The organism is Paraburkholderia youngii, from assembly GCF_013366925.1.
In the GTDB taxonomy this organism is placed as follows: Bacteria; Pseudomonadota; Gammaproteobacteria; order Burkholderiales; family Burkholderiaceae; genus Paraburkholderia; species Paraburkholderia youngii.
Genome location: NZ_JAALDK010000001.1, coordinates 2,261,595 through 2,286,684 on the forward strand (window position 1 = coordinate 2,261,595; position 25,090 = coordinate 2,286,684).

A 25,090-nucleotide genomic window follows, 5' to 3' on the forward strand; every position below is an offset into this window, starting at 1 on the left:
CGCCCGTATCTTGACTTACGCGCGCCCGCGGCTGCCGCGCGCGATCTCATCACCCGCGTCTCGCGGCAGCCGGCGGGTAATCGGAATCGACAGGCACGAGAACAGACCGACGACCAGAAACGCCGGCCAGAAATCGGAGAACACGATGTTCGGATGCCCTTGCAGACGATGCGAAATCAGCAGCACGATGCCCGAGATCGTCACGCCGAGGCCCAGCGACATCTGCTGGATCACGCTCGCAACACTCGTTGCGCGGCCGACGTCGCTGCTCGGAATATCCGCGTAGGCCAGCGTATTGAGCGACGTGAATTGCAGCGAGGGAAAGAAGCCGCCCACCAGCACGATGCACCAGATCACCCAATGCGGCGTGCCGGGAAAGAACAACCCGTACACGGCGATCGCAAGACCCGCGCACCCGGCGTTGACCATCAGCACCGTACGAAAGCCGAAGCGTTCGAGAATGCGCGACGCCACTGTCTTCATGAAGATCGAGCCGAACGCGGACGCGCAGGTGATCGCGCCGGCTCTGAACGCGGTCATGCCGAGCCCTTCCTGCAACGCGAGCGGCAACAGGAACGGCACCGCGCCAAGACCGATACGAAACAGCGAACCGCCGATCACGCTCGCATGAAAACTCGGAATGCGCAGCAAACGCAGATCGAGCACCGGCAGCGCGACGCGGCTTGCGTACAGCACATAAAGCAGCAGCAGCACGATGCCGGTCACGCACATGCCGACCGATTCTCCCGTCGACACCAGTTCGCCGCCGACGAGCGAGAGCCCGAGCATGAACAACGACGCGCCACTTGCCGACAGCACGAAGCCAAGCCAGTCGAGCGGGCCTGGATGCGGCTCGCGCGTGTTGGCGATGTACTTGTTGGTGAGCCAGATGCCGAGCAGACCGATCGGAACATTGATCACGAAGATCAGACGCCAGTGCAGATAGGTCGTGATAAAGCCGCCGAGCGGCGGCCCGACCACCGGCCCGAGCAACGCCGGCACCGTTAGATAGTTCATCGCGCGAATGAACTCCGACTTCGGCAGCGAACGGAAGATGATGATGCGCCCCACCGGCACCATCAGCGCGCCGCCGATGCCCTGCACGAAGCGCGCAAGTACGAAGGTATCGAGCGAAGTGGAGGCCGCGCACAGCAGCGAGCCCGCCATGAAGATGCCGATCGCGGTTCGGAACACGGTGCGCGAACCGAAGCGGTCGGCGACCCAGCCGCAGATCGGGATAAAAACGCCGAGGCCGATCACATACGCGGTAACCGCAAGCTTCAGCGTGATCGGATCATGACCGAGGTCGCGCGCCAGAACCGGCAGCGACGTCACGATGACCGTGCCGTCCACGTTTTCCATGAACATCGCGCACGCGACGATCAGCGGAACGATGAAAGCGCCTAAAGCGAGCAGCATTGTCATGGCGACGGGCGGCCCGCCATCAATGGAAAGTGCCGATTATGGCATTGCGGCGGCAACAAATGTTGTCGCGCGAGGGGTTTTGCCGCGCGCCGTCATGCGTGCTGACGCGCGGCGGACGCTTTAGCGCGATGCGCTGACGAGCGGCTGCAACTGCGGCAGGATTTCGTTGGCCGCGCGCGCGACGTCGTTCGGGAAGTCGATCTCGATCCACGGCGCGCCGGTCACGTCGGCCGTGTCGAATACCTGGCTGCGCTCGAGCAGCAGGTCGCGCACCGCCTCTTCGTGCGGCATGTTCGCACGGCCGCTGTCGATATAGCCCGCGACGATCTGGGTAAAGCGTCGCGCGGTTTCCTCGCGGAAGCGGAAGAAGCCGACCGACTCCCCGATCGTGTCGAACTCCAGATTGACCGCGAGCTGCTTGCGCAACTCGACCGGCACGCCGTCCTTCAGGCATAGCTTGACCGGCTCGTCGCCCGCTTCGAAATCGCGGTCGATCAGCAGTCGGTTGACCGACTCGCCCGCCACCAGCGCGTTCAGGATGCGCTCGTCGTACAGCACGTCGGCGTCCATCAGCAGCACGTCGCCGCCGCGCGTCAACGAGTCGGCAACGGTATGCACGGTCAGCACGCTGCCCAGATCGAAACGCGGATTGAGCACGGTCTCGATCTTATGCGGCCAGTTGATGCGCGCGAGTTCCGCCTGCACGGATTGCGGCTGGAAACCGAGCGCGAGCACGACGTCGGTCACGCCGGCGGTTTCGAGCATCTGCAGATGCCGTTCGAGCAGGCTCATGCCGTCGAACTGCAACAGGCATTTCGGAAACTGGGCTTGCGGCGGCTGCTGGAGACGCAGGCCGAGGCCCGCTGCGAGAATGATGGCGCGCATGCGCGGTCCTTTGAAAAAAGTACGGAGGTCAATCGGCAACCGGCATACGCCGCGGGGCGCGCCGACGTTGCCAGCTTCGTTCGCTGAAGTGCAATACCAGCAGGCCCGGCAGGCCCAGCAGCATTTCACGCGCACGCTTGGCGAGCGACAACGCCAGCGCCGCGTCGGGCGGCAAACCCACCAGCGGCGCGAGCAGCAGATAGCCGCCCTCCTGCATGCCGAGCGAGCCCGGAATCATGAAGGCCGCGCCGCGAATCGCCTGGCCGATGCTCTCCAGCAGCAGCGCGTCGACCCAGCCGACCGGATGGCCGAGAAAACGCAGCGCGAGCCATACCTCGGCCGTGCCGACGACCCAGCCGACGAGGCTCAGCGCAAAGCTCGCCGCCACGCGGCCGCGCTCGCGGTACAGCGACTGCACGGCGGCATCGACGGCTTCAGCGCGCGTCATCAGAGACGACCAGTCGCGCTTGCCGAACACCTTCGACACCACGCCGAGCAGACGCCCGAACAGGCCGCGCCGCTGCGCGAAGTAGAACCCGGCGATCAGCGCCCCGAGCACGCAGGTCGCGATCAGCGTTGCGGTTCGCAGGTCGTGCAGCGTGCCGTGCGCGGCATACGCGCCGAACATCGCGAGGCCGCCGAGCGCGAACACGATTTGTGCGAGCGCCTGCCACGTCGTGCTGACGGTGATCGCGGCGGCCGCGTCGCGCAGCAGCATGCCGCGCTGCGACAGTTGCCGCACCATCACCACCGGACCGCCGATCTGTCCAGCGGGCAGCAGGCTATTCACCGATTCGCCGATCCAGCGCGCGGACAGCGCATCGCGCAGCGAGAGTCCGGCTCCCGCGCGGCTTGCTGGACCTTCATGCGCGCCGTCACGCGACGGGTGGCCGCGCTTGAACAGCACCGCGATCGCAGCCGCATCGATCACGAGCGGCACCACGTGGAACGCGGCGACGACCGCAAGCCCCCAGCCGGCTGCGAGCAAGGTGGACGCCACCGAGCCGAAGCCCTGCCACGCGAGCAGGCCGACGAACAGCGCCGAGCCGATCGACAGCAGAAGCAGCGCCGCGCGACTCATGCGGCGTCCTTGCCGCGCGAGGCCATCTGACGGAACACCTGACGGAAACCGAAGTACGCGATCGCGTCCTTCATGTTCGAAACGAAGCGGCGCCACGGCCGCATGTTGGGATCGGTGACGTATTCGAACGTCAGCGACACGCGCATCTCGTTCGGGCCGGCCGGCGTGATGCGATGACGCAGCTTGTCGCCATCGAAAAACACGAGGCCACCGGGCGGAATCTGCACCGAACCCGGCTGGTCCGGCATCTTCGGATTGCGCGTATGCAGCTCGTAGTCGAGCCGGCACGACGATTCGTCGATCACGCCGAGAAGCAGCGTGTAGCGGCGCCCGTCGTAATACGAAGTATCGTAGTGCCAGCCGATATGGTCGCCGGGGCGCGTGTAGTAGTAGAGCGCGTAGGCGTGCGGGTCGTCGGCGGGCGACACCTGCAACTGGTCGCCGCTCAGCTGCTCGAGCCAGCCGATCAACTCCTTCGAACGATACAGCTCGGCGATGAACGGCGCGAGACGGTCGATCGTATGGCGGCTGACACTGCCGCCCTGCTTGTGGCCAGGCAGATAGTTGCGGTTCACTTCGTCGAGCAGCGAGCGCGCGCTGTGAACCAGTTGCGCGGTGACTTCCGGCGCGAGGAAATCTTCGAGATACAGAAACGCGTCCTGCACGGCGAAGTCTTTGCGCAGACGCGCGTTGTCGAACGTGCGGGTACGGCTCGCGACCGCGCGGTCGGCATCGGGCGCGGGCGTGAGCGCCGCCACGGGCGTGCCTGTCGACACGGGCGCGATCACGTCGTCTTCGGCGTGCAGATTCATTTGCTGGCCCACTGTTGACTGGTTTCTGAAGTGGCGGGGGCCTTGGCCGTCAGGCGAGCGCTACGGCGCGCGACGCGCCAGTAGTCGATCACCACCCATGCGGCGAACAGCGGCGCGCCGATCGACGCGACCACCACGAACGGCGCGACGACATTCGTCAGCGTGACGATGGGCAGCAGGTAAAGCACGTCCTCGGTTTCGAAGCCCCCCACCGACGCCTGCTTCGTGCCGGCCTTGCCGACCATTTCCTCGATCCGCATGCGCAAGAAGAAGATCAGGGCAACCGCGACACCCGCAACCGCGCCGAGCATGCCGGGCGCGAGCTTCAAAGCATCCATCTGCGCACCGCCGACACCGATACCCATGCCGACGAACAGCATCACGGTCACGAGAGCATCGCAGGCGAGATCGTAAAAATGACCGATACGGCTCGACTTGCCGCCGACGCGCGCGAGTTCGCCGTCGGTGTGATCGACGAAATTAGACAGGACTATCAGAAGTGCTCCCGCATTGGCCCACCCGAATCCCCCGTGCGCAAGGCACAGCGCGCCTGCGACGCCGATCAGCAGGCGCAGCGTGGTCAAATGATTCGGGGTGACCCAGGTATCGATTAGCGGTGTCACGAGCCGGCGAGCGAGCCGGGCATCCCACGTACGTGGCGGCGGGACGTTTATTGGAGGTCGGGGTTGCGAAGTCATAAGGCGGAAATATATACGGGATTCTGAAAGCTTGCTGTTTTGTCGGTATATTTCCCGGCAATTGCAAATACCGTTTGTATGTCCGCCACAAAGCGGAATTCGCCGAATCGCTGTAAAGTGCGAATCCAGTTGTGCCAGTCACGCGGAATCTGTTCGATGTGCAGCACCGCTCGCGCCCCTCCGGGGGATGGCGCAGTGGTTGCTAATCCACGGCATCGACTGTGGACGCCCGCCTACACTCATGAACCGTCTTCTTGTCCCTCTGCTGTTTGCCGCAGCCGCCGCGCTGCCGCTGTCCTCTTTTGCCGTGGAGCTCGACGCGCCACTCGTATGCAATGAGAGCGGCCACCAGTTCATTGCTGATCTGATGCAGCAGCAACTGATCAACCCGAAGCCAAGTCACGTCGAAAGCAACTCGATCAACGCGTTCTCGCCGATGCCCGGTGCGCATCTAACCGCGTTCGGTTTCCGCGTATTCGCAGTGGTGGGCTTCGAAAAAGACGACCCGATGTTCCGGGTCGGCGACGGCGAACCGGTCGCGCAGTCCGCGTATGGCGCCGTCGTGTTCGGCGGCGACGACAAGGTTAAAAGCGCGCTCGAGAACGCCGGCAGTACGGCGATCGTGCACCACGTCGCACCGCTGATCACCGCGATTTTTTGCAAGCGCAACTAGGGGTTGGTGGCGGCACGCGCTGGCTGCGGCCATCGGTATTGAGATAGCTCGGAGCAGGATTGGCACGGTATAATCCTGCCAGATAGATTTTTCGGGGCTCCGCAAGGGTGTCTATCTGCCTCCTGGTCAACAGGGTCCAGCCGTGCTGGTTACGTCGGTCGCACCGATCAAGCGCTCCCGCGAAGTTATGAGGCCCCCGCGCGGGGCCTCACCCGTTTCTGGCCCGGCCGCTCTCACACATCCAATTCTTTTCTACTGCCGACCCAGGCTCGGATCGCGGATCGATTCGCCTCTCAAAATCTTGGCCGCCATCACGCGAAACCGCACGATGCTCCGGCGGTTGCGAGGAATACCCGGCTTGCCTGCCGCTTGCGGGCTGCCAGGGTTGCGCACATACGCGCTCTCGATCACGAGCCGCAGTTGCGCTGCCGCCGCCCGGCGCAAACGGAAAAACACCTCGTATTCGACCGCTTCGCCACGATCATCGATATCTTCGATCACGAGCCAGTTCGAACGGCCAGTGAAATAGCACCGCCGCTCTGCCAACTGCGCGATGATCGCCGGCAGATTGAGCGACCAGCGGTGTCGGTCGGGGCAAAACGCGCGCGCCACATTGCGGTGATCGAGTATTCTGCGCGCGTTGCCGAGCACTTCGAAATCGAGTGGCCCGGTCGCCCGCTCCAAACGACACGCAATGCGACGTGTATTCGACGTGGACCGTTGCCGACACTGCCGGAAATCGCGGCGCGGCGGGAATCGCGAAAGTAAACGCGCTGGCAAGCAGATGAGCGAGGTCATAGCGAACATCCGCCACGTCGATAAAACCTCGTCGCAAAATCGAAATCCATTTCAAGTCCAGCTCGCGAGGCCGCCAAAAGAGACCGCAAATTATCGCGAGATTCCCGTTCGCTGGCTCCTCGGCCGGATGGCCTAAGACGATCCGGTCACGACGCAACCGCGCCTGCAACCGCCATTTACCCCGGCCGGCGAAACTCGTTCGCCACCCACGCCGCGGCGCTCGCCTTGCTGAGCTTGAAGGTCGGCGCGACCTGCACCTGCGCGATCTGCTCGCCGAAAATATCGAGCGCGCTCAACAGCGCGTACGGCTCGTCTTCGTCCGGAACGATGTCGAGCGTGATGTCGAATTCGTCGTTGCCGTCCGCGCTCGGCACGCGCACCGCCTTGTGCAGTTGCGCGCGCAGTTGCTGCTCGTGGCGACGCAGCACTTCCGCGGCGGTTTTCACCAGCGTGTTGAACGCCGACACGTCGAGCGGCTTCGGATCCTTCTTGTTGCGACCCATCGTCCAAGGTCCGACGAGCGCGGGCTCCGCCTCGCCGTCCTTGATCATTTCGACGGCCCAGCCTTCGTCGTCTTCGTTCTTGATGATGCGCGCGGTCCAGCCGTTATCGCGCCACAGACGCTCTTCATGCACGCTTTCGTCCGGTCCGGACGAGTCGTCGGCCAGGAACCCGGCATTCGTGTCGGTCGAGGGAAAGGGCGTGTCGTTCATCACAGGTTCACTCACTTCGCGGGGCGCACAAACAGATTTCGAACCCGCGATTCTACCTGCCCGGCCCGCTTCGCCCTGCTCGCTCTGACGAACGGACAAGGCGCGCTCGGAACGGCGAAGCCGCTCGAGGGGCGAAAAATTCTATTTACCCTTACGCGAGAATGTATAAAAACCGCTTTAAATGTCAGATAAAAAAACGCGGCCCGAAAGCCGCGTGTAAAAATGAAAAAGACACCCTTTGGTCGAAGGGGTCTATCGAAATTATAAGTGGCATCCCACCTTGATTTAACGCTTTCTTCGTAAGACTGCGTTGCGCAAAAAGGTGGGAATCGGCGCAAATGAGGGCCTCCGATGCTGGCCGGGAGGCCTTGTGTCGTAACGGTCCGGCAACGTCGCTGGACTTGACGGCGCAGCCGCCCATTCCTTTTTAAAATAATTCCTTTTGGCGGCCTGCACTTACACGATTAATTCACATAATCTCGACTTCGAAAATGAACTGTTGTAAGACGAATAATTAAATATCTGCATAGCGGTAATTACACTTCGCTGGGAATGGCGCTCAACATGCCAATTCTCCACGTACCACGGAGTGAATCCCGAACATGCAAAGAAGCCCCACCACGGCAGGCCTGATGAGCGCCTTCGCAATCACCGTACACGCGCAAGGCAGCGTCACTTTGCACGGCTCGCTCGACGCGGGTCTCGTCTACTCGAACAACCAGGGCGGTCACAGCAGCTGGCAGCAGGGCAGCAGGGCAGCGGCTCATTGTCGAACACCTGCTTTGGTCCGCGTGGCAGCGAGGAAGGTGAGCGGCTCCAACGGCTCGGGCAAGCCGAAGTGGCACACCGTGTCGCTGCAAGGCGATTCCCTGGCCGCGCTAGTGACGACGCCGGCGCTTGCTCGGTATACTGCCCCGGCCGCCGTGCGACGCCGCGAAACCGCGCCGCCTGCACGGCAGCTTCGTCGCGAAGCATCGCGCTGTCCGCCAGCGCATCGCGCTTCGCCCGCGCCTCACCTTCCCATGCATGACTGGGAACGCCGACGATCGGATCATGAAAAGACTTCTCCTGCTTGCCCCCGCTGCCGCCCTCACTGCCACCCTCGCCGCTTGCGGTTCGTCGGGCGGCCCCGCGCGCGATGCGTCCGCGCCGCTCGTGTACGTGTCGTCGTCACGCACGCCTGCGTCCATCGCCGCCTGCCTCGAAGGACGTCTGCCGCGCGTGCGTACCTCGCACACCGGCGCCGCGACCGAACTCGCGGTCGGCGCCGATTCGCACAACTCATACTTCGTCACGCTGACCCCGCTCAACGGCAGCACGGTCATCAAGGTCATGCATCCGGCCAACGCGCCCGACGATCCACCCGAAGAGGAAATGCGCTTCGCTATCGCACGCTGCGCGACCTGAGCGGCGCGGCGCACTTGAACGCCGTGCGCATCACTCACGGAAGGCCGATGCGCGAATTTATATCTCGCCCATCGGCTATTTTTTTACGCGCTCATCTGCGAACATAGCCGCCCTTTGTTTTTCGCGCGGCACTTGTGTCGCGAATGTCGATGGCATCCAGCAAAGCGCATCATGCGACCGGTTTCGCAGCCGGCATCATCGCGGCGGCGATCGTCGCGCGCAGCGGCGGCGGTCCGTTTCACGCTGGCGTGCTGCTGAGCTTCATCGCCGGCGTGGCTGGCAGCACCGCGCCGGACTGGCTCGAAGTTGCATGGTGGTCACGCGCGCGGCGGCTGTGGATCGCGCATCGCACGTTGACGCATTGGGGCATCGGCTGGCTCGCGCTGCTCGCGGCGTCGTATCACATGCTCGGACATTCGATCTACGCGGCGCCCGCGTTCGGCTTCGCGTGCGGCGGCCTGATGCATCTGCTCGCCGACTGGCCGAATCCGCTCGGCGTGCCGTGGATCGCCGGGCGACATTCGTTGAATCTATGGAATAGCGGGCACTGCGATCTGATCGTCGTCGCGGCGTCGTGGGTGGCCGCGTGGTTCATCGGCGAGCATGTGTGGCGGCATGGCATGCATGCGTTGCCGTGGTTACGCCATTGGCCGATCAGCTAGGCGCAGCGATGCAGCCGGCCGCGGCCAGGCGACCATCACTGCCGCCCATTGTCGGTGCGCTCTCCTTCGCGGATCTTGCCTTGCGATACGCTGCTGCCCGGCGGCACGCTATGCGTGAGCCACACGTTGCCGCCGATCACCGATCCGCGCCCGATCGTCACGCGTCCGAGAATCGTCGCGCCCGCGTAGATCACGACGTCGTCCTCGACGATCGGATGCCGGGCGTTGCCCTTGATCAGCATGCCGTCTTCGTCGGCCGCGAAACTCTTCGCGCCGAGCGTGACCGCCTGGTAGACGCGCACGCGCTCACCGATGATCGCGGTCTCGCCGATCACCACGCCGGTGCCGTGATCGATGAAGAAGCTCGGCCCGATCGTCGCGCCCGGGTGAATGTCAATGCCGGTCGCCGAGTGCGCGATCTCGTTGATGAAGCGCGCGAGCAGCGGCACGCCGAGCCGATGCAGCGCATGCGCGAGCCGGTGATGCGTCATCGCCCACACGCCCGGATAGCACAGCAGGATTTCGGTGATGTGCTGCGCGGCGGGGTCGCCGGTATACGCAGCCTGGATGTCGCTGACGAGCAGCGCGCGGATGCCCGCCAGCTGCGTCGCGAACTCGCGCGCCACCGCGAATGCGCGCTCGCGCAACTCGGCGTCGGGCGTCGCGCCGAACTCTGGCAGGAAGCGCAGCGCGCGGCGAATCTGTTCGGCGAGCAGCCGCAACGTGCTTTCGAGCGTGTGGCCGACGTAGTAGTCGACCGTCTCGTCGGTTAGATCGGGCGCGCCGTAGTGCGTCGGAAACATCGCGGCGCGCAAGCCGGTCACGATATTGACCACCGCTTCGCGCGATGGCAACTCGCGAATGCCGAGCGGATGCCGCGTGCGATGCAATTGCTCGCGCGAGGCGCGCAGATCGGCGACGATCTGTTCAAGGCCCCAGTTCGGGGAAGGCTCGTTGGGCATAAGGGACGGCGCCGTGCAGCGTGCACGGTTCAAAGTGGTTATCCAGCAGAGATTACCGCGTTTTAACGCTGCCCGCCCGGCGGCGCGCAGATCGGCTCGGCTCGTTGCGTCGGCGCGTGCCTGCACGCATGCATCGTTCCCTGACGTCAGATTGTCAGACTGCTCGCGTCGATCCAGCGCACTGCCCAATCGCGCGCGTGCGCGATCGCGGCGGCTTCGTCTGAGAAGCGCAGCTCCGTGGGGAAGAAACGGTTGGCGACCAGTTCGCCGTCGCTCGAGCGCGAGATCACCACATACGGTTGCCAGGAGCCGTCGCCCGAGCGCGCCGGTTCGCAATTCAATAGATAGCCGCGATGTGTGAATGCAGCATCGAAGTGCATGAGTCACCCGCCCCTGAAGCCCCGTAACATTTTCTCGGTCGCGCGGCCATTTGTTTGTTAATTTTTTCCGACCATGGTGAACAGCCGGAGCATGCCGCCAATTTATCCGCGCGTCGGTCGCAGGAGTAGAATCATACTCTGTAGAAAATACGCGTCCATTAAAAAAAACGAAATGAATCGCGGACCTCATCGCCATTCAATCGCGTGGGCAACGCCACTCGCATCGAATCATGGCGGACAACGCATCGCGACTCCCGCGCAAAGCGGCGCCGTGTCAGTCGGAACGGCTTTTGCTCTTTCTTCGAATGTCCTCTTCAGGAGATGCACGATGGACAGCGCGATCAGCAAACCCGAAAATGCCGGCACGAAACCCGACCCGAAGGACCCACCAACCACGGACCTGCACAACGATCGCACGCACGACAGCACCGTCGACACCGACGGCAAGAACCATGAAGCGGCCCGTCTGGCGGGCCACGGCGCGATCTCGCCCGACGAAATCACAACCAGCAATGCGACGCTCGAGAACAGCGTGCCCGAGGCGCGCGACGGCATGGCCGGCTTCGACAGCCGGCTTGGCGGCAATCATCTGCTGCTCGCGCTCGAGCCCGGTTACGCGGTGATCGACAAGGGCATGGCCGAGCCGCTCGCCGTCTACTCGGCCGACAACCAGTACGTCGACCCGCGTCCAGTCGGACAGCGCCAGGATCGCGGCCGCATCCACTACGCGCTCAATCATTTGCGGCCCGCGCGCGTTATCGAATTACACCGCGTGAAATAGGCGGACGCGCGCGTATCATCCCTTTATACGCGCGCGTTTGAATTACCGCATTTAATCCGATTAAATCAGGCATTCACGTCGCACGCACCGTTTTATTCTGGTGCGTGCTTTGCTTTGTTTAAGGTTGGTTCGTTTAACGGAGTTGCGGATGAAAAGGATCGTCGTCATCGGTGCCACGGGCACGCTGGGCCACGCCGTCAGCGAGGGGTTGAAGGCGCGTCACGAAGTGATCGAGGTGGGCGCGACGCGCGGGCAATATCACGTCGACAGCACGGACCCCGCGAGCGTCGAGCGGCTGTTTCGCGACATCGGCAAGGTGGACGGCGTCGTCACCGCGACCGGCAACGTGCATTTCGGTCCGCTGGCGCAGATGAGCATCGAGCAGTTCTGGGTCGGGCTGCGCGACAAGCTGATGGGCCAGATCAACGTCGTGTTCGCGGCGCTGCCGTACGTGACCGACGGCGGTTCGTTCACGCTGACGAGCGGCATTCTGGGCGACGAGCCGATCGCGCAGGGCGCGAGCGCGACGACCGTCAATCTCGCGCTGGAAGGCTTCGTGCGTGGCGCGGCGATCGAACTGCCGCGCGGGCTGCGCATCAACGTCGTGAGTCCGACCGTGCTGACCGAGTCGATGGAGGCTTATGCGCCGTTCTTTCGCGGCTTCGAACCCGTCAGCGCACAACGCGCTGCGCTTGCTTATCTGCGCAGCGTGGAAGGCGCGCAGACGGGGCGCGTGTATCGCGTCGGGTATTGAGCGTCAGTGAATTTCCGGCTCGCCCGAGCTTTCCGGACTCGCGCCGCCGCGCTGCAGGAAGTCGAAATCGCAGCCTTGGTCCGCCTGCATCGCGTGCGCTTGATGTAGGGCGCCATAGCCGCGCTCGAAGCGCGCCGCCGGTTTGACCCACGCAGCCTTGCGGCGCGCGAACTCTTCGTCCGATATCAGCAGGTTCAGCCTGCGGCGCGGCACATCGAGCTCGATCAGATCGCCGCTTCGCACCAAAGCCAGCGGCCCGCCGACGAACGCCTCGGGCGCCACGTGCAGCACGCACGCGCCATAGCTCGTGCCGCTCATCCGCGCGTCGGAGATGCGCACCATGTCGCGCACGCCTTTTTGCAACAGCTTGCGCGGGATCGGCAACTGACCCCACTCGGGCATGCCCGCGCCGACCGGCCCCGCGTGCTGCAGCACCAGCACGCAGCTTTCGTCGATGTCGAGCGCGTCGTCGTCGATGCGCGCGGCCATGTCGTTGTAGTCGCTGAACACGACCGCGCGGCCCGTATGCACGAGCAGATGCGGCTCGGCCGCGCCGGGCTTGATAACGGCGCCATTGGGCGCGAGATTGCCGCGCAGCACTGCGAGGCTGCTGTCACGGAGTAGCGGATTCGTGCGGCGGCGGATCACGTCGTCGTTGAAAATCTGCGCGCCCGCGAGGTTCTCGCCGAGCGTGCGGCCGTTCACGGTTTTCTGCGAACCGTCGATCAGCTCGCCCAGTTCCGCGAGCAGCGCGCGCAAACCGCCAGCGTAGAAAAAGTCCTCCATCAGATAGGCGCCGGTCGGCCGGATGTTCGCGAGCACGGGCGTGCGGCGCGCGATCTCGTCGAAGCGATCGAGCGTCAACTTGACGCCCGCGCGCCGTGCAAGCGCGATCATATGCACGACCGAATTGGTCGAGCCGGACAGCGCGACACAAGTCGTCACCGCGTTATCGACCGATGCCGGCGTAATCAGGTCCGACGGCTTCAGATCCTCCCACACCATCTCGACGATCCGCATGCCGGTTTTCGCGGCCATCTGCGCATGGCGCGAATCGGGCGCGGGAGTCGACGCGAAGCCGGGCAGCGTGAAGCCCAGCGCTTCGGCCGCGCTCGTCATCGTCGACGCGGTGCCCATCGTCATGCAGTGACCCGGCGAGCGCGCGATGCCACCCTCGACACCCTGCCAGTCTTCCGGCGTCAGCGTACCCGCGCGCAGTTCGGCCCAATAGCGCCATGAATCGGAACCCGAACCGAGCGTCACGCCGTTCCAGTTGCCGCGCAGCATCGGGCCGGCGGGCAAAAAGATTGCCGGCAGGTCCATCGAGATCGCGCCCATCAGCAACGCGGGCGTGGTCTTGTCGCAGCCGCCCATCAGCACGACGCCGTCGGCGGGATACGAGCGCAGCATCTCCTCGGCTTCCATCGCGAGGAAATTGCGGTACAGCATCGTGGTGGGCTTCTGGAACGGCTCGGAGAGGGTCTGGACAGGCAACTCGATCGGGAAACCGCCGGCCTGCCAGATGCCGCGCTTCACTTCATCGACGCGCTGCTTGAAATGCGTGTGGCAAGGATTGATCTCGCTCCACGTGTTGAGAATCGCGATGACCGGCTTGCCCGCGTATTCCTCCCGGTTGTAGCCCATCTGCGCGGTGCGCGAGCGGTGGCCGAACGAACGCAGATCGTTCGCGCCATACCAGCGATGACTGCGCAATTCCTCGGGGGTTTTTCTCTTCGCCAACGTCTACTCCACGATTGACGCCGACCACGCGTCAGCGCCGCTGTTCTTTCACGCGAGACACGATCTGCGTCGGGCTCACGAATTGTAGTGCGATCAGCACCCAGATCAACGTGATCGCCATATAGATCATCGCCATCGCATCGATCGATTGCGGCGCGCGCACGCCGGTCGAAAACACAGCGTAGTACAACGCGACCACCAGCGTTTGCGTGGCAGGACCGGCCGTAAAGAACGTCAGCTCGAACATGCCGATCGTACGCACCAGCACGAGCAACCCTGCGGCCAGCATACCCGGCACGAGCAGCGGCAGCAGCACGTAACGGAAGTAGCGGAACGTGTTCGCGCCGAAAATGCGCGCGGCTGCTTCGAGATTCGGATCGATCTGCTCGATGAACGGTGTCATCACCAGAATCACGAATGGCAGCGCCGGTACGAGGTTCGCAAGAATCACGCCCCATAGCGTGCCGGCAAGGCCGACCTTGTACATCACGGTCGCCATCGGAATGCCGTAGGTGACGGGCGGCACCATCAGCGGCAGCAGAAAGATCAGCATCGCAAGGCGCTTGCCGCGGAATTGCACGCGCGCGAGCGCATACGCGGCAGGCACGCCGAGCAGCACCGACAGCAGCACGACCGCGCCGACCACCTGCACGGTCACCCACAGCACGTTCGCGAGCTGGAAGTCGCTCCACGCCTGTGCATACCAGTGCAGCGTGAAGCCTTGCGGCAACGCGGTGCCGAACCAGCGCGTCGCGATCGAATTCACCGCGACGGTCGCAATCAGCAGCACGACGTTGATCAGGAAAAACGCCATCACGGCCCACACCAGCACCTGCCAGATGCGGCCCGGCAAGTTCGCGCGCTGACGCGCGTGTTGCGCGGGCTCGCGCGCGCCATCGCCCGGCTGCGGCGCCGCGGATGCGGAAGCGGAGGTGGACGCGGGCCAGTCGGGCTGCGTCGCGCGACGATCGGTCGTCATCAGCCTTTGCCTCCCGTAACGGGACCACGATAGAACCAGCGGCGCGCGCCGAGCAGCGCTGCGACCACCAGCAGTTGCACGAAGCCCATCACCATCGCGATCGCCGACGCGAGCGAATAGTCGTAGCTCTCGAATGCGGCTTCGGCCGCGGCAATCGACATCACGCGCGTCGGACCCGCGGGCGCGCCGAGCAGCACCGCCGACGGAAACACCGAGAACGCCTGCACGAACGACAGACACGCGGCCATCGTGAGTCCCGGCACGAGCAGCGGAAAATAAATGCGGCGAAACTGCTGCCACGGACTCGCGCCGAGCGTCGCCGCCGCGCTCGCGAGCGTCGGGTCGATGCCGGTCACGTACGAAAGCGTCAACAGAAACGCGAACGGAAAGCCCGACACGATCAGCGACAGCAGCACGCCCGTGAAGTTGTGCGTGAGCCGCACCTCTTGCGTGTACAGATGCAGCGCCTGCAATGCCTGCGGCAGCCAGCCGTGCGGACCGAAGTACGTGAGCATGCCGTCGGCGATCAGCACGGTGCCGAGCGTCACCGGAATCACCAGCAGCGTCGTGACGATCTTCTGATAACGCGAGTAGCGGCGCAGTGCGAATGCGACCGGCACCGACACGCCAACGTTGATCAGCGTGGCCGGCACCGACAGCTTCAGCGTGACGAGAATCGTCGGCCACATCGAGGTGTCGGTGAAGAACGTCAGATAGTTGGCCCATAGGCCGCCGCCGTTCATCGGCCGGAACGACAGCGCGAGACCGTACGCGAACGGATAGATGAACAGCGCGACGATAAAGAGCAGCGCGGGCGCGACGAGCCAGGCCTTGGCATCGCGCGGCGCGCGGGGAGTAAGCGGGGGGACGAGCGTCGGCGTGTTCATGCGGCCTCGGCATCGTAGACCAGCACGCACGACGGCCGCACGCGCAGCATGATGCGCTCGCCCTCCGCGCATTCACCGGTCACGCGCGCCCACACGTCGCCGTACGCGGTCTTCACCCGCAGCAGCGAATCGTGGCCGCCGTATTCGACCGCGTCGATCAGCGCCTCGAACGCGTTGTCGGCGCCGGGCTCGGCGCGCTCCATGTCTTCGGGGCGCAGCGCGACGCTCACGCGCTTGCTGTCGAAGCCGGCCATCGCCGTGCCGATCAGCCGCACACCGTTCGCACTGACCACGACGCCCTCTCCTTGCATGCCCTCCAGCGTGAACTCGGCGACGTTGCGATAGCCCATGAAGCGCGCGACATGCAGATTGCGCGGCCGCGTATAGACCTCTTTCGGCGTCGCGACCTGCTGCACGACGCCCTCCCTCATCACGACGATGCGATCGGCCATCGAGAGCGCTTCGTCCTGATCATGCGTCACGTACAGCGTCGCGCGTTCGAGCTGCGTATGGATGCGGCGAATCTCCGCGCGCATTTCGATGCGCAGCTTCGTATCGAGATTCGATAGCGGCTCGTCCATCAGGATCAGCGGCGGTTCGATCACGATCGCACGCGCGATTGCGACACGCTGCTGCTGGCCACCGGACAATTGGCCGGGCAGCTTCTGCTCATGCCCTGTCAGTTGCACCAGTTTCAAGGCCTCGCGTGCACGGCGCGCGAGCTCGCTCTTGCCGACGCCGCGCATCTTCAGCCCGAAGCCGACGTTGTCGAGCACGCTCATGTGCGGGAACAGCGCGTAGTTCTGGAACACCATGCCGAAGCCGCGCTTTTCCGGCGGCAGCACGTCGATGCGGCGCTCGTCGAGCCAGATGCCGCCGCCGGTGAGCGGCTGCAATCCGGCGATGCAGTTCAGCGCCGTCGATTTGCCACAACCCGACGGTCCCAGCAGCGCGATGAACTCGCCGCGCCGGATCGTCAGATCGAGACCCTGCAGCGCGGCGATCGCGTGACCTTGCGCGTTCGTGAAACTGCGGCTCACCGAGTCGAGCCGTAACTGCTCAAAGTGATGCTTCATACGGTTTCCTGATCCGCGTGAGACGACGGCTGTCGCAAGTGCCGCGCGTGCGGTGCGCGCGGCGCATCAGGCAGTTAAGCCGAGGCGCGCGTGGTCGCCGCAAACACGCAGCGCGGCGCTACCTGACGCCGCGCTGCGTTTCGCCTCGTTTTCCGTCGCAACGGTGAAGGCCTATCGGGTCTTCTGCGCGCCGATGTCTGTATCCCACTTCCTGAAGGCCGCGACCATTGCCGCCGCATTCAGCGGTAACGCATGCGGACGATCGCTCAACATCTTCGCGTATTCCGGTCGGCCATACTTTTGCAGCACCTCCTGGCTATGCGCGGGCGCCTGTTCGATCGTGACGCCCTTGATCGCCGGGCCCGGGTAGAAGTAGCCGTCGTCGTAGGTCAATGCTTGCTGCGCGGGCTCCAGCATGAAGTTCATCATCTTGTACAGCACGTCTAGCTTTTCCTTCGGCACGCCCTTCGGAACCACCATGTAGTGCGCGTCGTTGACCCACGTCATGTTGTCGAATGGCTGTACGCGGAATTCGGCCGGCACGATGCCGAGCGCGCGCGGATTGATGTCCCAGCCGGTCACGGTCACGGTCATGTCGCGCGTGCCTTCGCCCAGTTCCTTCATCACCGCCGAGGTGCCGCCCGGATAGTACGGAATGCAGTCGTTCAACTGCTTCAGGTACGCCCACGTCTTGTCCCAGCCGTGCACCGGGTCCTGCGGGTCCTTGTCGCCGAGCACATAGGGCAAGCCCATCAGGAACGTGCGGCCAGGACCGGAATTGGCCGGCCGCGCGTAGATCAGCTTGTCGGGGTGGGCCTTGCACCATTGCAGCAGTTGCTCGGGTGTCTTCGGCGGATCGCTGACCTTGGCCGGGTTGTATTCGAGCAGCGGACCAGCCGGCATATACGCGACCTCGAGACCGTAGCCCTGCGCCAGATCCTGCATCTTGCGCGGACCCGGCGCGTACTTGTCGAGCACACCGGGGAACTGCGCCGCGTTATCGGGCAGCAGCTTGATCCACAGGTTCTGTTCGATGCCGGCCGCGAGCGCGTCGGTGCCGGTCAAAACGAGGTCGATGTCGGAGCGTCCCGCTGCCTGCATCGCCTTGATCTTGCCGGGCAATTGCGGTGACGGAGCGTTCGTGAACGTGATGTTCGCAACGAGATTCGGATTCTTCGCCTTGAACGCCTCGAAGCCCTTCTGCGTGAGTTGAAGATCGCCGGCCACGTCGACGATGTTGATCGTGACCGGATCGGCCGCGTGCGCGGCAAGAGCGAACGCCGCACTCGCGGCGATACAGACGGATACCAGCTTGAACGACAGCCTGTGCGAAACAGTCATTGCGTCTCCTCGCTTCTTGGTATGGAAGCCCGCTGGTCGATGTGTTGCATGCGGGCGGTATCTTTCTACCAAGGGAACATAGCGAAGCGTAACAGCCGATGTCAAGCAAATAGTCGAGAGCGCGAGGCCTGGTCAAAAGTGGCTCGATTGACGTGAAATCCTTGCCGTTCAATGCCTGGTAACGCGAATTAAGGGCAAACCCGAGCGTCCGCAGTGGCTGCAACAGCTGTTGTCTAGTTAGCGGACAACTGCTCACCCCCGCGCACGCCCTGCGTATTGACGAACAGCGAATACAAGCCGTGGCTCGCCGCCATGAACAGACGGCTGCGATGCCGTCCGCCGAAGCAAACGTTCGCGCAACGCTCCGGTAGTGCGATATGGCCGAGCGGCTCGCCTTGCGCGGTGAAGACGCGCACGCCGTCGAGTTCGTCGGTGCCCATGCCCCAGCCGCACCACAGGTTGCCGTGCACGTCCACCCGAAAGCCGTCGGGCGTGCCCGGACCCGCGTCGATCAGCACGCGGTTGTTCGACACCGTCGTGCCTTTGCCAGTGGCCTCGACATCGAATACGCGGATCTTGCGCGGCTCGCCGCGCGATTGGACCACGTACAGCAGCGACTCGTCCGGCGAAAACGCGAGACCGTTCGGGGCGAGCACGTCGTCGATGACCATCGAGACCTCGCCCGACTGCCCGTCGATCCGATACACGCACGGCTTCAGTTCGGACTGCTGCTGCTCGCCCTCGTAGAAACCTTCGATGCCGAAGGTCGGGTCGGTAAACCAGATCGAGCCGTCCGATTTGACGACCACGTCGTTCGGCGAATTGAAGCGCTTGCCCTGATAGCGGTCGGCGAGCACGGTGATCGAGCCGTCGTACTCGGTGCGCGTCACACGCCGCGTCAGGTGCTCGCAACTGACGAGACGCCCTTCGCGATCGCGCGTATGGCCGTTCGCGTTGTTCGACGATTGACGGAACGTGCTGACCGCGCCCGTCGTTTCGTCCCAGCGCAGGATGCGGTCGTTCGGAATATCGCTCCACAGCAGATAGCGGCCGTCGCCGAACCACACCGGCCCCTCCGACCAGCGCGTGCCCTGATACAGACATTCGACCGACGCCGATGCGATGATCAACGACTTGAAGCGCGGATCGAACACACGGATGGAAGGATCGGGATAGCGTCGGCTGTGTTCGGTCATGTGCTTGCCTGCGTGTCGGAGCGGTTCGATTGGGTGGGTGCGAACTCGCGCTCGAGAGCGAGCAGCGTGCACGCGGTCTGCGCGATCTTCGCATGATGCTCGCGCGGTGTCGAACTGAGCAGCGGCAGCAACGGCCCCATGTCGGCGAGGCCCGTGAACGTGATCGCGTCGTGCAGCACGCGGATCGGCGAGATGTCGTTACGCAGCGTTTCGAGCGGCATGAACGCATCGTACAAACGCTGGGCGGTGTCGTTGTCCGCGCTATCGGTGCCATCGGCGCTCCGGCCGCTTTGCACCGCGCGCAGCAACGCCATCACCATGTTCGGCGCGATGCAGCCGCTGCCGGTCGTCCACGCTGCCAGCCCGAACTCGCGCAGATGCACGAGCGCTGGCCGCTCGCCCATGCCCGATACAATCTTCGCGGCCGGCACGCATTGCAGCAGCCGGCGCAGATAGGGATCGTCGGCGGGATCGTCGCGCGGGATCGCGTATTTGACCGCGCTCAACGTGCCACGCTCGACGAGCCGCGCGAGCGCATCGACAGCCACGTAGTTTTCGCTCTTGATATACAAGGTGAGCGGCATGCCGGCCGTGTCGGCGATCCGCGTGAGGCCCGTCTCGACGCCCTCGGACGTAGTAACGCCGCCGAGCGGCAGCACCATCGCGGTGCGGTAACGCGTCTGCGCGAGGATGCGCGCCTGATCGAGCATCTTGCCGTAGTCGGGACCGAGCGCCGGAATCACGCGTGTCCCCGGACTCGCGGCTTCGGCGAGCAGGTCCAGTAGCTCGCGGTATTCACTGACCGCGACGTGATAGAGGTTCGCGTTGCCGCCATACAGTAGCGTGCGTACGCCACCCGCTTCGATATGGCGGATCAGCGCGAGATTGCGAGCAGGGTCGAGCGTGTAGTCGGCGCGGCGCGCGAGCGGCGGCACGGCCATGACCGACGCGGCGAACGCGCCGTCGCGCAGCGGAGAATCGTTCATGATGGTTGACGCGCACACGTGCTGGGCGGAGGTTTCACGGTAGCATCGGCATTACAATGTTGTCAAACAACCTGCGGATGGCGATCGCCCCCAAAATGCCGCCGGCGGCGAATTGCCCACGAACCGCTCACGAAATTTCCTTTTGTATAACAATGGAGCCACAGCCCACATGCAAACCGCGCAGGCGCTTGTTTGGCAAGACCGACGCGACGCGCAAATAACCCGCGTTCCCAACTAATCGAGTAAATGCGATTAATTCCGAATCACGAAAGAAATAATGCTGTCAATGAAACACATTAAAATGCGGTAGCCGGATGCCGATTAGCCGCATTTCTCGCCCGAGACCCGGGCGGGTTAAAAATCTATTTCAATCAGCATAATAATAGGCAACACCGCCCTTGCTATCACATGGCTGCTATCGTTTACCCCGCGCAGCAGCAGCGCATTGCTTTCGAGTTTTTAGTGATAGATTATGCGGACCAAAAGAGCGGACCGAAGTTTGTCTGCCAATAACCGCGAATGGGATGTTTGCGAGCCTGAGAGAGCCAAAAAATTGTCGCTACACTTTATCGAGCAGATGGCACCGCTACTGGACGCCGCCGATGAGGCGGAATGGTTCGGCGTGATTACGGGCCTCGCCGAAACGTGGGGCTTCGACAGGATACTGGTCGCGATGCTGCCGCGGCCCACCATGCGTCTCGAGGACGCTTACCTGCGCAGCACTTACGCGCCGGCATGGCGGCAGACCTATGACGAACAGGGCATGGTGCATATCGACCCGACGGTCGCGCACTGCCTGTCACGCTCCGCGCCGCTCATCTGGACGCCAGAGATTTTCGCCACCCCGCCACAGCAAGCCCTGTACGAGGAAGCCCGCTCGTACGGCTTGGGTGCGGGTGTGACGCTGCCGATTCATGGGCCGAATCAGGAAGCCGGCATGATGTGCTTCGTCAATGACGACAAGCCGTCGGACGGGTTCAGGCGCCATGTGAACGCCGCGTTGCCGAATCTCGTGCTGTTGCGCGACCTGGTGATCGACACCAGCAAACAGCATCTGGATTCGCATGCGCAGAGCTTGATGCCGAAGCTGACTCCGCGCGAGCGCGAATGTCTGAAATGGACCGCGCGCGGCAAATCCACGTGGGAGATATCCCACATCCTGAGTTGCTCGGAAGCCGTGGTGAACTTCCACATGAAAAACATCAGGGCGAAATTCGGCGTGAATTCACGGCGCGCGGCCGCCGTGATCGCGGCCCAGCTTGGGCTTATTGACCCGGGTTGAGCAGCGCGGCCGCGTCGCGGCTGTACATCACGCGCTCGGCGCGACCAAGATCGGCGTCCGACACGGTTTTCATGAAGTAAAGGCCAAGCAGGATCGACACCGGCGCCGGGATCTCCGCACCCGACTCGAAGCGGCTCCCGCGCGACTGCGTGACGCCGAAGCGAGCCCAGAAACGACGCTGGCTCTCTTTTTTCTTCTTCCGGTAGGCAATGATCAGAACACGATCCACTGCCGAAGAGACCTCCGAGGGACGCGCCTGGAGGTGGGTTTGCGGTTGCCAGTGATTGTCGAGGAGTTCCATTTTGGACCCTTGTAGGTTGGGGGCGGATACGTGTGTGAATTTTGCGATACCCGATAAGCATCCACACCTATCCAGGTAGGTAGGTGGCGCAAAGATTCAGAATGCATAAGTTTTCCTGCGTATCTGGCAGTACCCGACACGCACAGGAGAACGTCATGCAAACCACGATCCGTATTGGACTCCGGCAGGAATTCGACAACGAACTGATCAACGAGATGTACCGGCTGCGCGCCCGGGTCTTTCACGGCCGGCTCGGCTGGGAAATTCCGACCATCGCGGGAATGGAGATAGACGGCTACGACGCGCTCGGGCCGTACTACATGCTGATTCAGGGCGAAGACGAACGGTTGCGCGGCTGTTGGCGACTGATGCCGACCGAAGGTCCGAACATGCTGAAAGACACCTTCCCGCAACTGCTGCATGGCGCGGCCGCGCCGGTCGGCCGACATATCTGGGAACTCAGCCGCTGGGCGATCGAAACCAACGGGGAGGAACAGTCTTTTGGTTTCACGGATATGACAATTCGCGCAATTCAGGAAGTGATGCGCTTCGCACAGCGCATGGGCATCACGCATTACGTCACGGTGACTACCACGCCGATCGAGCGCATGCTGCGCCGTGCCGGGCTCGATATCAGCCGGCTCGGGCCGCCGCTGCAGATCGGCGTCGAACGGGCCGTTGCGCTCGACGTCGCGGTAAGCGCGAAAACGCTGACCTCACTATTCGGGCCGGTCGCCGACGCGGCTTGAGCCGCGCCGGAGCGTGGCCGCACCGAAATCTCGACACCTTCACCCGCGCGCGCGGACTCAGGAACCGAACATCCGTTCCAGCGCGTTCTCGAGATGCGCGCGCATCGCGGCGCCCGCGGCCGCCGAGTCCTTGCGGCGGATCGCGTCGAGCACCGCCATGTGCTCGGCCTGCACCACCCGCTGCCGCTCCACCGTTTTGACCAGCGACAGATTGCGCGACAGGTTCATGCTGAACAGGATCTGTTCCTCGATGAACGACATCACCGTGATGAAAAACGGATTCTTCGACGCCCGCGCGACCGCCTGGTGGAACAGGAAGTCGTCCTTCGCGCCGATGCCCTGCGCCTCGATGATGCGCTCGAGCTCGTCCCACGCATGCTGGATCGCGGCGATGTCCTGGGCGTCGGCCTTCAGCGCTGCCTGCGCGGCCGCGCCCGCCTCGGTCACGATGCGAAACTCATAGCAGCGGCGGATATCGGACAGCGTTTCGAGCGGCGCGAAGCGGCGCACGTCCGGGTCGGGGCGCCGCGCGACGGTCGTTCCAGAGCCGTGCCGCGTCGAGATGATGCCGTCGGCCCGCAATCGCGCGAGCGCTTCGCGCACGGTCGGCCGGGACGTGGCGAAACGCTCCGCCAGCGCATGCTCGGTTGGCAACCGTTCGCCTTCCTTGTACTCGCCTTCGAGGATGCGGTTGAGAATGTCGCCGTAGATCTGGTCGGGTAAGCCCTTGGTTTTTCGATCGTTCATCAGCGGACTGGCCAGCTTGTCTGAATATGGCCTGATTGTAAGGCCAACCTTGTTCCAGCTTCAGCAAACTTATGCGGTTTGTAAGCATGCAAGGCCACTCGCGCGCGCCGCCGCGCCCGCCATTTCGTCCGCGCCCGGTCTGAATATTTGGCAAATGTTTGATTTACATCCTGGTCGAGTGCATCTTTTCCGGCAATCATCTAAGCTCCATTGGTATAAAAGATCAATAAAACCCCGCCGCGGCTAGCAATGTGGCAGACGCTTTTTTGACGTGGAGCCGATATGTACAAACGCATCCTTGTAGCGGTCGACGGCAGCAATACCTCGCGCCGTGCGTTCGAAGCGGCGCTCGAACTCGCCAAGTCGAATGGCGCTGTGCTGCGGCCGTTTTATGTCGTCGAAAATACGCCGATGTACTTCGAGGCGCCCGGCTACGACCCGTCGATCCTGCGCAACCGGCTGATCGAGGAAGGCCAGGAGCTGCGTGCGGAGTTTTCGAAAGTGATGGCCGAGCAAGGTGTGAAAGGCGACCCGGGGGTTTCCGAGGCTTCGTCGCTCGGCGATGTCGCCGAGATCGTGCTGCACGCCGCCGCCGAATTCAACGCAGACCTGCTCGTGATGGGCACGCACGGGCGGCGTGGCTTCCAGCGGCTGATTCTCGGCAGCGTCGCCGAACGCTGCGTGCGCCAGGCCACGCTGCCGGTTCTGCTGGTACCGTCCGCCGCGGGCGCCGACAAGCAACCCGTCTGACACGGTCATCATGCGCAAGACGGTGAGCCACGACGACATAAGCCGCGGCGGCTCACCTTCCCACCCTCGTCGGGGCAGCACCGTCGCCAGGAAAGCGAAGCAGCGAACGCGTCACTTTGCCACCCGTTGAGGGTCATAACGGGTGGGACAATTTCACCACTACCAATAATCAATCGCGCGCAGAACATGCTGAATCCTACCGCCGTGCCCCGTTCCTCGACCCGCTCCGCCGGCTCTGCCGCGAGCGGCAGTCGCGAGTCCATGGCGGGACGCGCCACCGCACGCACCGCCGCGCGCTGCTCCAGTTGTTCGATGCGTCAGATCTGCATGCCCCAGGGGCTGTCGGCGGAGGAGCTGCCGAAGCTCGAAACGCTGATCTGCTCGGCGCGCTCGGTGCCGCGCGGCGAAGCGCTGTATCTCAGCGGCGACCGCTTCGACAGCATCTACGCGCTGCGTTCCGGCTCGATGAAGACCGTGATGGTCCACCGCGACGGCCGCGAGCAGGTCACCGGCCTGCGTCTTGCGGGCGAGCCGCTCGGGCTCGACGGCATCAGCGCGGACATCCATGCGTGCAGCGCCGTCGCGCTGGAAGACAGCACAGTGTGCATCGTTCCATACAGTGCGCTGAAGCAGCTATGTCGCGAAATCGGTTCGATCCAGGAGCGCATGCACAAGCTGCTGGGTGCGCAGATCGTCAGCGAGGCCGCGCAGATGATGGTGCTCGGCTCGCTGTCCGCCGACGAACGCGTCGCCGCCTTCCTGCTGGACGTGTCGCAGCGCAATGCGCAGCGCGGCTACTCGTGGTCGGAATTCAACCTGCGCATGACGCGTGAGGACATGGGCAGCTACCTCGGCATGACGCTCGAAACGGTCAGCCGCACGCTGTCAAGATTTCAAAAGCGTGGCCTGATCGACACGCGGGGCAAGCATATTCACATCGTCGATCTCGAAGGCTTGCGGCAGGTCTGAGCGGCTGGCCGGGGCTGAACGGTCGCGCGGTTCGTCTTGGCACGCCGTCTGCAAGG

General features: G+C 63.7%; 28 protein-coding genes and 2 pseudogenes. 10 read left to right on the top strand and 20 right to left on the bottom strand.

Translation table 11 applies throughout. The features are described from left to right. Positions 1-15 precede the first annotated feature (15 nt). The 6 genes from G5S42_RS10495 to G5S42_RS10520 all read right to left on the bottom strand — a co-directional run bounded on the left by G5S42_RS10495 (position 16) and on the right by G5S42_RS10520 (position 5,068). A complete protein-coding gene (locus tag G5S42_RS10495; RefSeq protein ID WP_176110465.1) occupies positions 16-1,419 on the bottom strand; it encodes an MFS transporter in 1,404 nt (467 codons plus the stop codon). 126 nt (positions 1,420-1,545) lie between these two features. After that, positions 1,546-2,310 carry a phosphocholine cytidylyltransferase family protein gene (locus G5S42_RS10500; protein WP_176106687.1) on the bottom strand — a complete coding sequence of 255 codons (765 nt, stop codon included), beginning with the start codon at positions 2,308-2,310 and terminating at the stop codon, positions 1,546-1,548. A 28-nt stretch (positions 2,311-2,338) separates the two neighbouring features. After that, positions 2,339-3,391 carry a lysylphosphatidylglycerol synthase domain-containing protein gene (locus G5S42_RS10505; RefSeq protein WP_176106688.1) on the bottom strand — a complete coding sequence of 351 codons (1,053 nt, stop codon included), beginning with the start codon at positions 3,389-3,391 and terminating at the stop codon, positions 2,339-2,341. Beyond that, positions 3,388-4,203 (bottom strand): HalD/BesD family halogenase, encoded by an 816-nt coding sequence (locus G5S42_RS10510; RefSeq protein ID WP_176106689.1) that lies wholly within the window; start codon positions 4,201-4,203, stop codon positions 3,388-3,390. The genes G5S42_RS10505 and G5S42_RS10510 overlap by 4 nt, the downstream gene beginning before the upstream one ends. Then, the gene (locus G5S42_RS10515; protein WP_176106690.1) at positions 4,200-4,901 is read right to left on the bottom strand and encodes a CDP-alcohol phosphatidyltransferase family protein; all 702 of its coding nucleotides are present in this window, start codon (positions 4,899-4,901) and stop codon (positions 4,200-4,202) included. Before G5S42_RS10515 ends, G5S42_RS10510 begins: the two co-directional genes overlap by 4 nt. Then, a complete protein-coding gene (locus G5S42_RS10520; RefSeq protein WP_176106691.1) occupies positions 4,898-5,068 on the bottom strand; it encodes a hypothetical protein in 171 nt (56 codons plus the stop codon). The genes G5S42_RS10515 and G5S42_RS10520 overlap by 4 nt, the downstream gene beginning before the upstream one ends. Before the next feature lie 74 nt (positions 5,069-5,142). Here G5S42_RS10520 and G5S42_RS10525 point away from each other — a divergent pair, with 74 nt between their 5' ends. Continuing rightward, positions 5,143-5,574, top strand: a complete 432-nt coding sequence (locus G5S42_RS10525) for a hypothetical protein (RefSeq protein WP_176106692.1) — start codon at positions 5,143-5,145, stop codon at positions 5,572-5,574. A 252-nt stretch (positions 5,575-5,826) separates the two neighbouring features. Here G5S42_RS10525 and G5S42_RS10530 read toward each other — a convergent pair whose 3' ends face one another. From G5S42_RS10530 to G5S42_RS10535, 3 genes and pseudogenes are all read right to left on the bottom strand, one after another. Beyond that, complete coding sequence (locus G5S42_RS10530) at positions 5,827-6,258, bottom strand: YjaZ family protein (RefSeq protein WP_176106693.1); 432 nt, start codon at positions 6,256-6,258, stop codon at positions 5,827-5,829. Between the two features lie 28 nt (positions 6,259-6,286). Continuing rightward, positions 6,287-6,388 (bottom strand): annotated as a pseudogene (locus G5S42_RS46175) (hypothetical protein); the annotation flags it as partial. 160 nt (positions 6,389-6,548) lie between these two features. Next, on the bottom strand, positions 6,549-7,085 hold the full coding sequence (locus G5S42_RS10535; RefSeq protein ID WP_176106694.1) for a hypothetical protein: 537 nt from the start codon (positions 7,083-7,085) through the stop codon (positions 6,549-6,551). Positions 7,086-7,687: 602 nt separating this feature from the next. Here G5S42_RS10535 and G5S42_RS45730 point away from each other — a divergent pair. The 3 genes and pseudogenes from G5S42_RS45730 to G5S42_RS10545 all read left to right on the top strand — a co-directional run. Further along, positions 7,688-7,890 (top strand): annotated as a pseudogene (locus tag G5S42_RS45730) (porin); the annotation flags it as partial. 92 nt (positions 7,891-7,982) lie between these two features. Then, positions 7,983-8,492, top strand: a complete 510-nt coding sequence (locus G5S42_RS10540; RefSeq protein ID WP_176106695.1) for a hypothetical protein — start codon at positions 7,983-7,985, stop codon at positions 8,490-8,492. Between the two features lie 149 nt (positions 8,493-8,641). Further along, a complete protein-coding gene (locus G5S42_RS10545) occupies positions 8,642-9,154 on the top strand; it encodes a metal-dependent hydrolase (protein WP_176106696.1) in 513 nt (170 codons plus the stop codon). 35 nt (positions 9,155-9,189) lie between these two features. Here G5S42_RS10545 and epsC read toward each other — a convergent pair whose 3' ends face one another. Together epsC and G5S42_RS10555 are read right to left on the bottom strand one after the other, a co-directional pair. Beyond that, positions 9,190-10,116, bottom strand: coding sequence for a serine O-acetyltransferase EpsC (gene epsC / locus G5S42_RS10550; protein WP_176106697.1), 927 nt, complete (start codon positions 10,114-10,116; stop codon positions 9,190-9,192). A gap of 146 nt (positions 10,117-10,262) precedes the next feature. Continuing rightward, on the bottom strand, positions 10,263-10,496 hold the full coding sequence (locus G5S42_RS10555; RefSeq protein ID WP_013092363.1) for a hypothetical protein: 234 nt from the start codon (positions 10,494-10,496) through the stop codon (positions 10,263-10,265). Positions 10,497-10,824: 328 nt separating this feature from the next. Here G5S42_RS10555 and G5S42_RS10560 point away from each other — a divergent pair, with 328 nt between their 5' ends. Together G5S42_RS10560 and G5S42_RS10565 are read left to right on the top strand one after the other, a co-directional pair. After that, positions 10,825-11,277, top strand: a complete 453-nt coding sequence (locus G5S42_RS10560) for a DUF3005 domain-containing protein (protein WP_176106698.1) — start codon at positions 10,825-10,827, stop codon at positions 11,275-11,277. 148 nt (positions 11,278-11,425) lie between these two features. After that, positions 11,426-12,031, top strand: coding sequence for a short chain dehydrogenase (locus G5S42_RS10565; RefSeq protein WP_176106699.1), 606 nt, complete (start codon positions 11,426-11,428; stop codon positions 12,029-12,031). Positions 12,032-12,034: 3 nt separating this feature from the next. Here the strand turns inward: G5S42_RS10565 and araD are convergent, their stop codons facing one another. From araD to G5S42_RS10600, 7 genes are all read right to left on the bottom strand, one after another. Beyond that, positions 12,035-13,771: an L-arabinonate dehydratase gene (gene araD, locus G5S42_RS10570; RefSeq protein ID WP_176106700.1), complete on the bottom strand. Its 1,737-nt coding sequence runs from the start codon at positions 13,769-13,771 to the stop codon at positions 12,035-12,037. A gap of 31 nt (positions 13,772-13,802) precedes the next feature. Further along, positions 13,803-14,750 carry an ABC transporter permease gene (locus tag G5S42_RS10575; RefSeq protein ID WP_176106701.1) on the bottom strand — a complete coding sequence of 316 codons (948 nt, stop codon included), beginning with the start codon at positions 14,748-14,750 and terminating at the stop codon, positions 13,803-13,805. After that, positions 14,750-15,637 carry an ABC transporter permease gene (locus tag G5S42_RS10580; RefSeq protein WP_176106702.1) on the bottom strand — a complete coding sequence of 296 codons (888 nt, stop codon included), beginning with the start codon at positions 15,635-15,637 and terminating at the stop codon, positions 14,750-14,752. Before G5S42_RS10580 ends, G5S42_RS10575 begins: the two co-directional genes overlap by 1 nt. Further along, positions 15,634-16,713: an ABC transporter ATP-binding protein gene (locus tag G5S42_RS10585; RefSeq protein WP_176106703.1), complete on the bottom strand. Its 1,080-nt coding sequence runs from the start codon at positions 16,711-16,713 to the stop codon at positions 15,634-15,636. The genes G5S42_RS10580 and G5S42_RS10585 overlap by 4 nt, the downstream gene beginning before the upstream one ends. Before the next feature lie 171 nt (positions 16,714-16,884). Beyond that, on the bottom strand, positions 16,885-18,054 hold the full coding sequence (locus tag G5S42_RS10590) for an ABC transporter substrate-binding protein (protein ID WP_176106704.1): 1,170 nt from the start codon (positions 18,052-18,054) through the stop codon (positions 16,885-16,887). A 233-nt stretch (positions 18,055-18,287) separates the two neighbouring features. After that, the gene (locus G5S42_RS10595; protein WP_176106705.1) at positions 18,288-19,250 is read right to left on the bottom strand and encodes an SMP-30/gluconolactonase/LRE family protein; all 963 of its coding nucleotides are present in this window, start codon (positions 19,248-19,250) and stop codon (positions 18,288-18,290) included. After that, a complete protein-coding gene (locus G5S42_RS10600; protein ID WP_176106706.1) occupies positions 19,247-20,236 on the bottom strand; it encodes a dihydrodipicolinate synthase family protein in 990 nt (329 codons plus the stop codon). The genes G5S42_RS10595 and G5S42_RS10600 overlap by 4 nt, the downstream gene beginning before the upstream one ends. Before the next feature lie 577 nt (positions 20,237-20,813). On the opposite strand from G5S42_RS10600, the gene G5S42_RS10605 reads away from it, so the two are divergent. Continuing rightward, positions 20,814-21,518: a helix-turn-helix transcriptional regulator gene (locus tag G5S42_RS10605; RefSeq protein WP_176106707.1), complete on the top strand. Its 705-nt coding sequence runs from the start codon at positions 20,814-20,816 to the stop codon at positions 21,516-21,518. Here the strand turns inward: G5S42_RS10605 and G5S42_RS10610 are convergent. Beyond that, on the bottom strand, positions 21,502-21,819 hold the full coding sequence (locus G5S42_RS10610) for a helix-turn-helix domain-containing protein (RefSeq protein WP_013092374.1): 318 nt from the start codon (positions 21,817-21,819) through the stop codon (positions 21,502-21,504). The two genes, G5S42_RS10605 and G5S42_RS10610, sit on opposite strands and share 17 nt — an antisense overlap. Before the next feature lie 155 nt (positions 21,820-21,974). Between G5S42_RS10610 and G5S42_RS10615 the strand changes: the two genes are divergently transcribed. Then, positions 21,975-22,568 carry an acyl-homoserine-lactone synthase gene (locus G5S42_RS10615; RefSeq protein ID WP_176106708.1) on the top strand — a complete coding sequence of 198 codons (594 nt, stop codon included), beginning with the start codon at positions 21,975-21,977 and terminating at the stop codon, positions 22,566-22,568. Positions 22,569-22,625: 57 nt separating this feature from the next. Here the strand turns inward: G5S42_RS10615 and G5S42_RS10620 are convergent, their stop codons facing one another. Next, positions 22,626-23,315, bottom strand: a complete 690-nt coding sequence (locus tag G5S42_RS10620) for a FadR/GntR family transcriptional regulator (RefSeq protein WP_176106709.1) — start codon at positions 23,313-23,315, stop codon at positions 22,626-22,628. 282 nt (positions 23,316-23,597) lie between these two features. Between G5S42_RS10620 and G5S42_RS10625 the strand changes: the two genes are divergently transcribed. Next, positions 23,598-24,065, top strand: a complete 468-nt coding sequence (locus G5S42_RS10625; RefSeq protein ID WP_176106710.1) for a universal stress protein — start codon at positions 23,598-23,600, stop codon at positions 24,063-24,065. 312 nt (positions 24,066-24,377) lie between these two features. Then, positions 24,378-25,034, top strand: coding sequence for a helix-turn-helix domain-containing protein (locus G5S42_RS10630; RefSeq protein WP_176106711.1), 657 nt, complete (start codon positions 24,378-24,380; stop codon positions 25,032-25,034). Positions 25,035-25,090 lie beyond the last annotated feature (56 nt).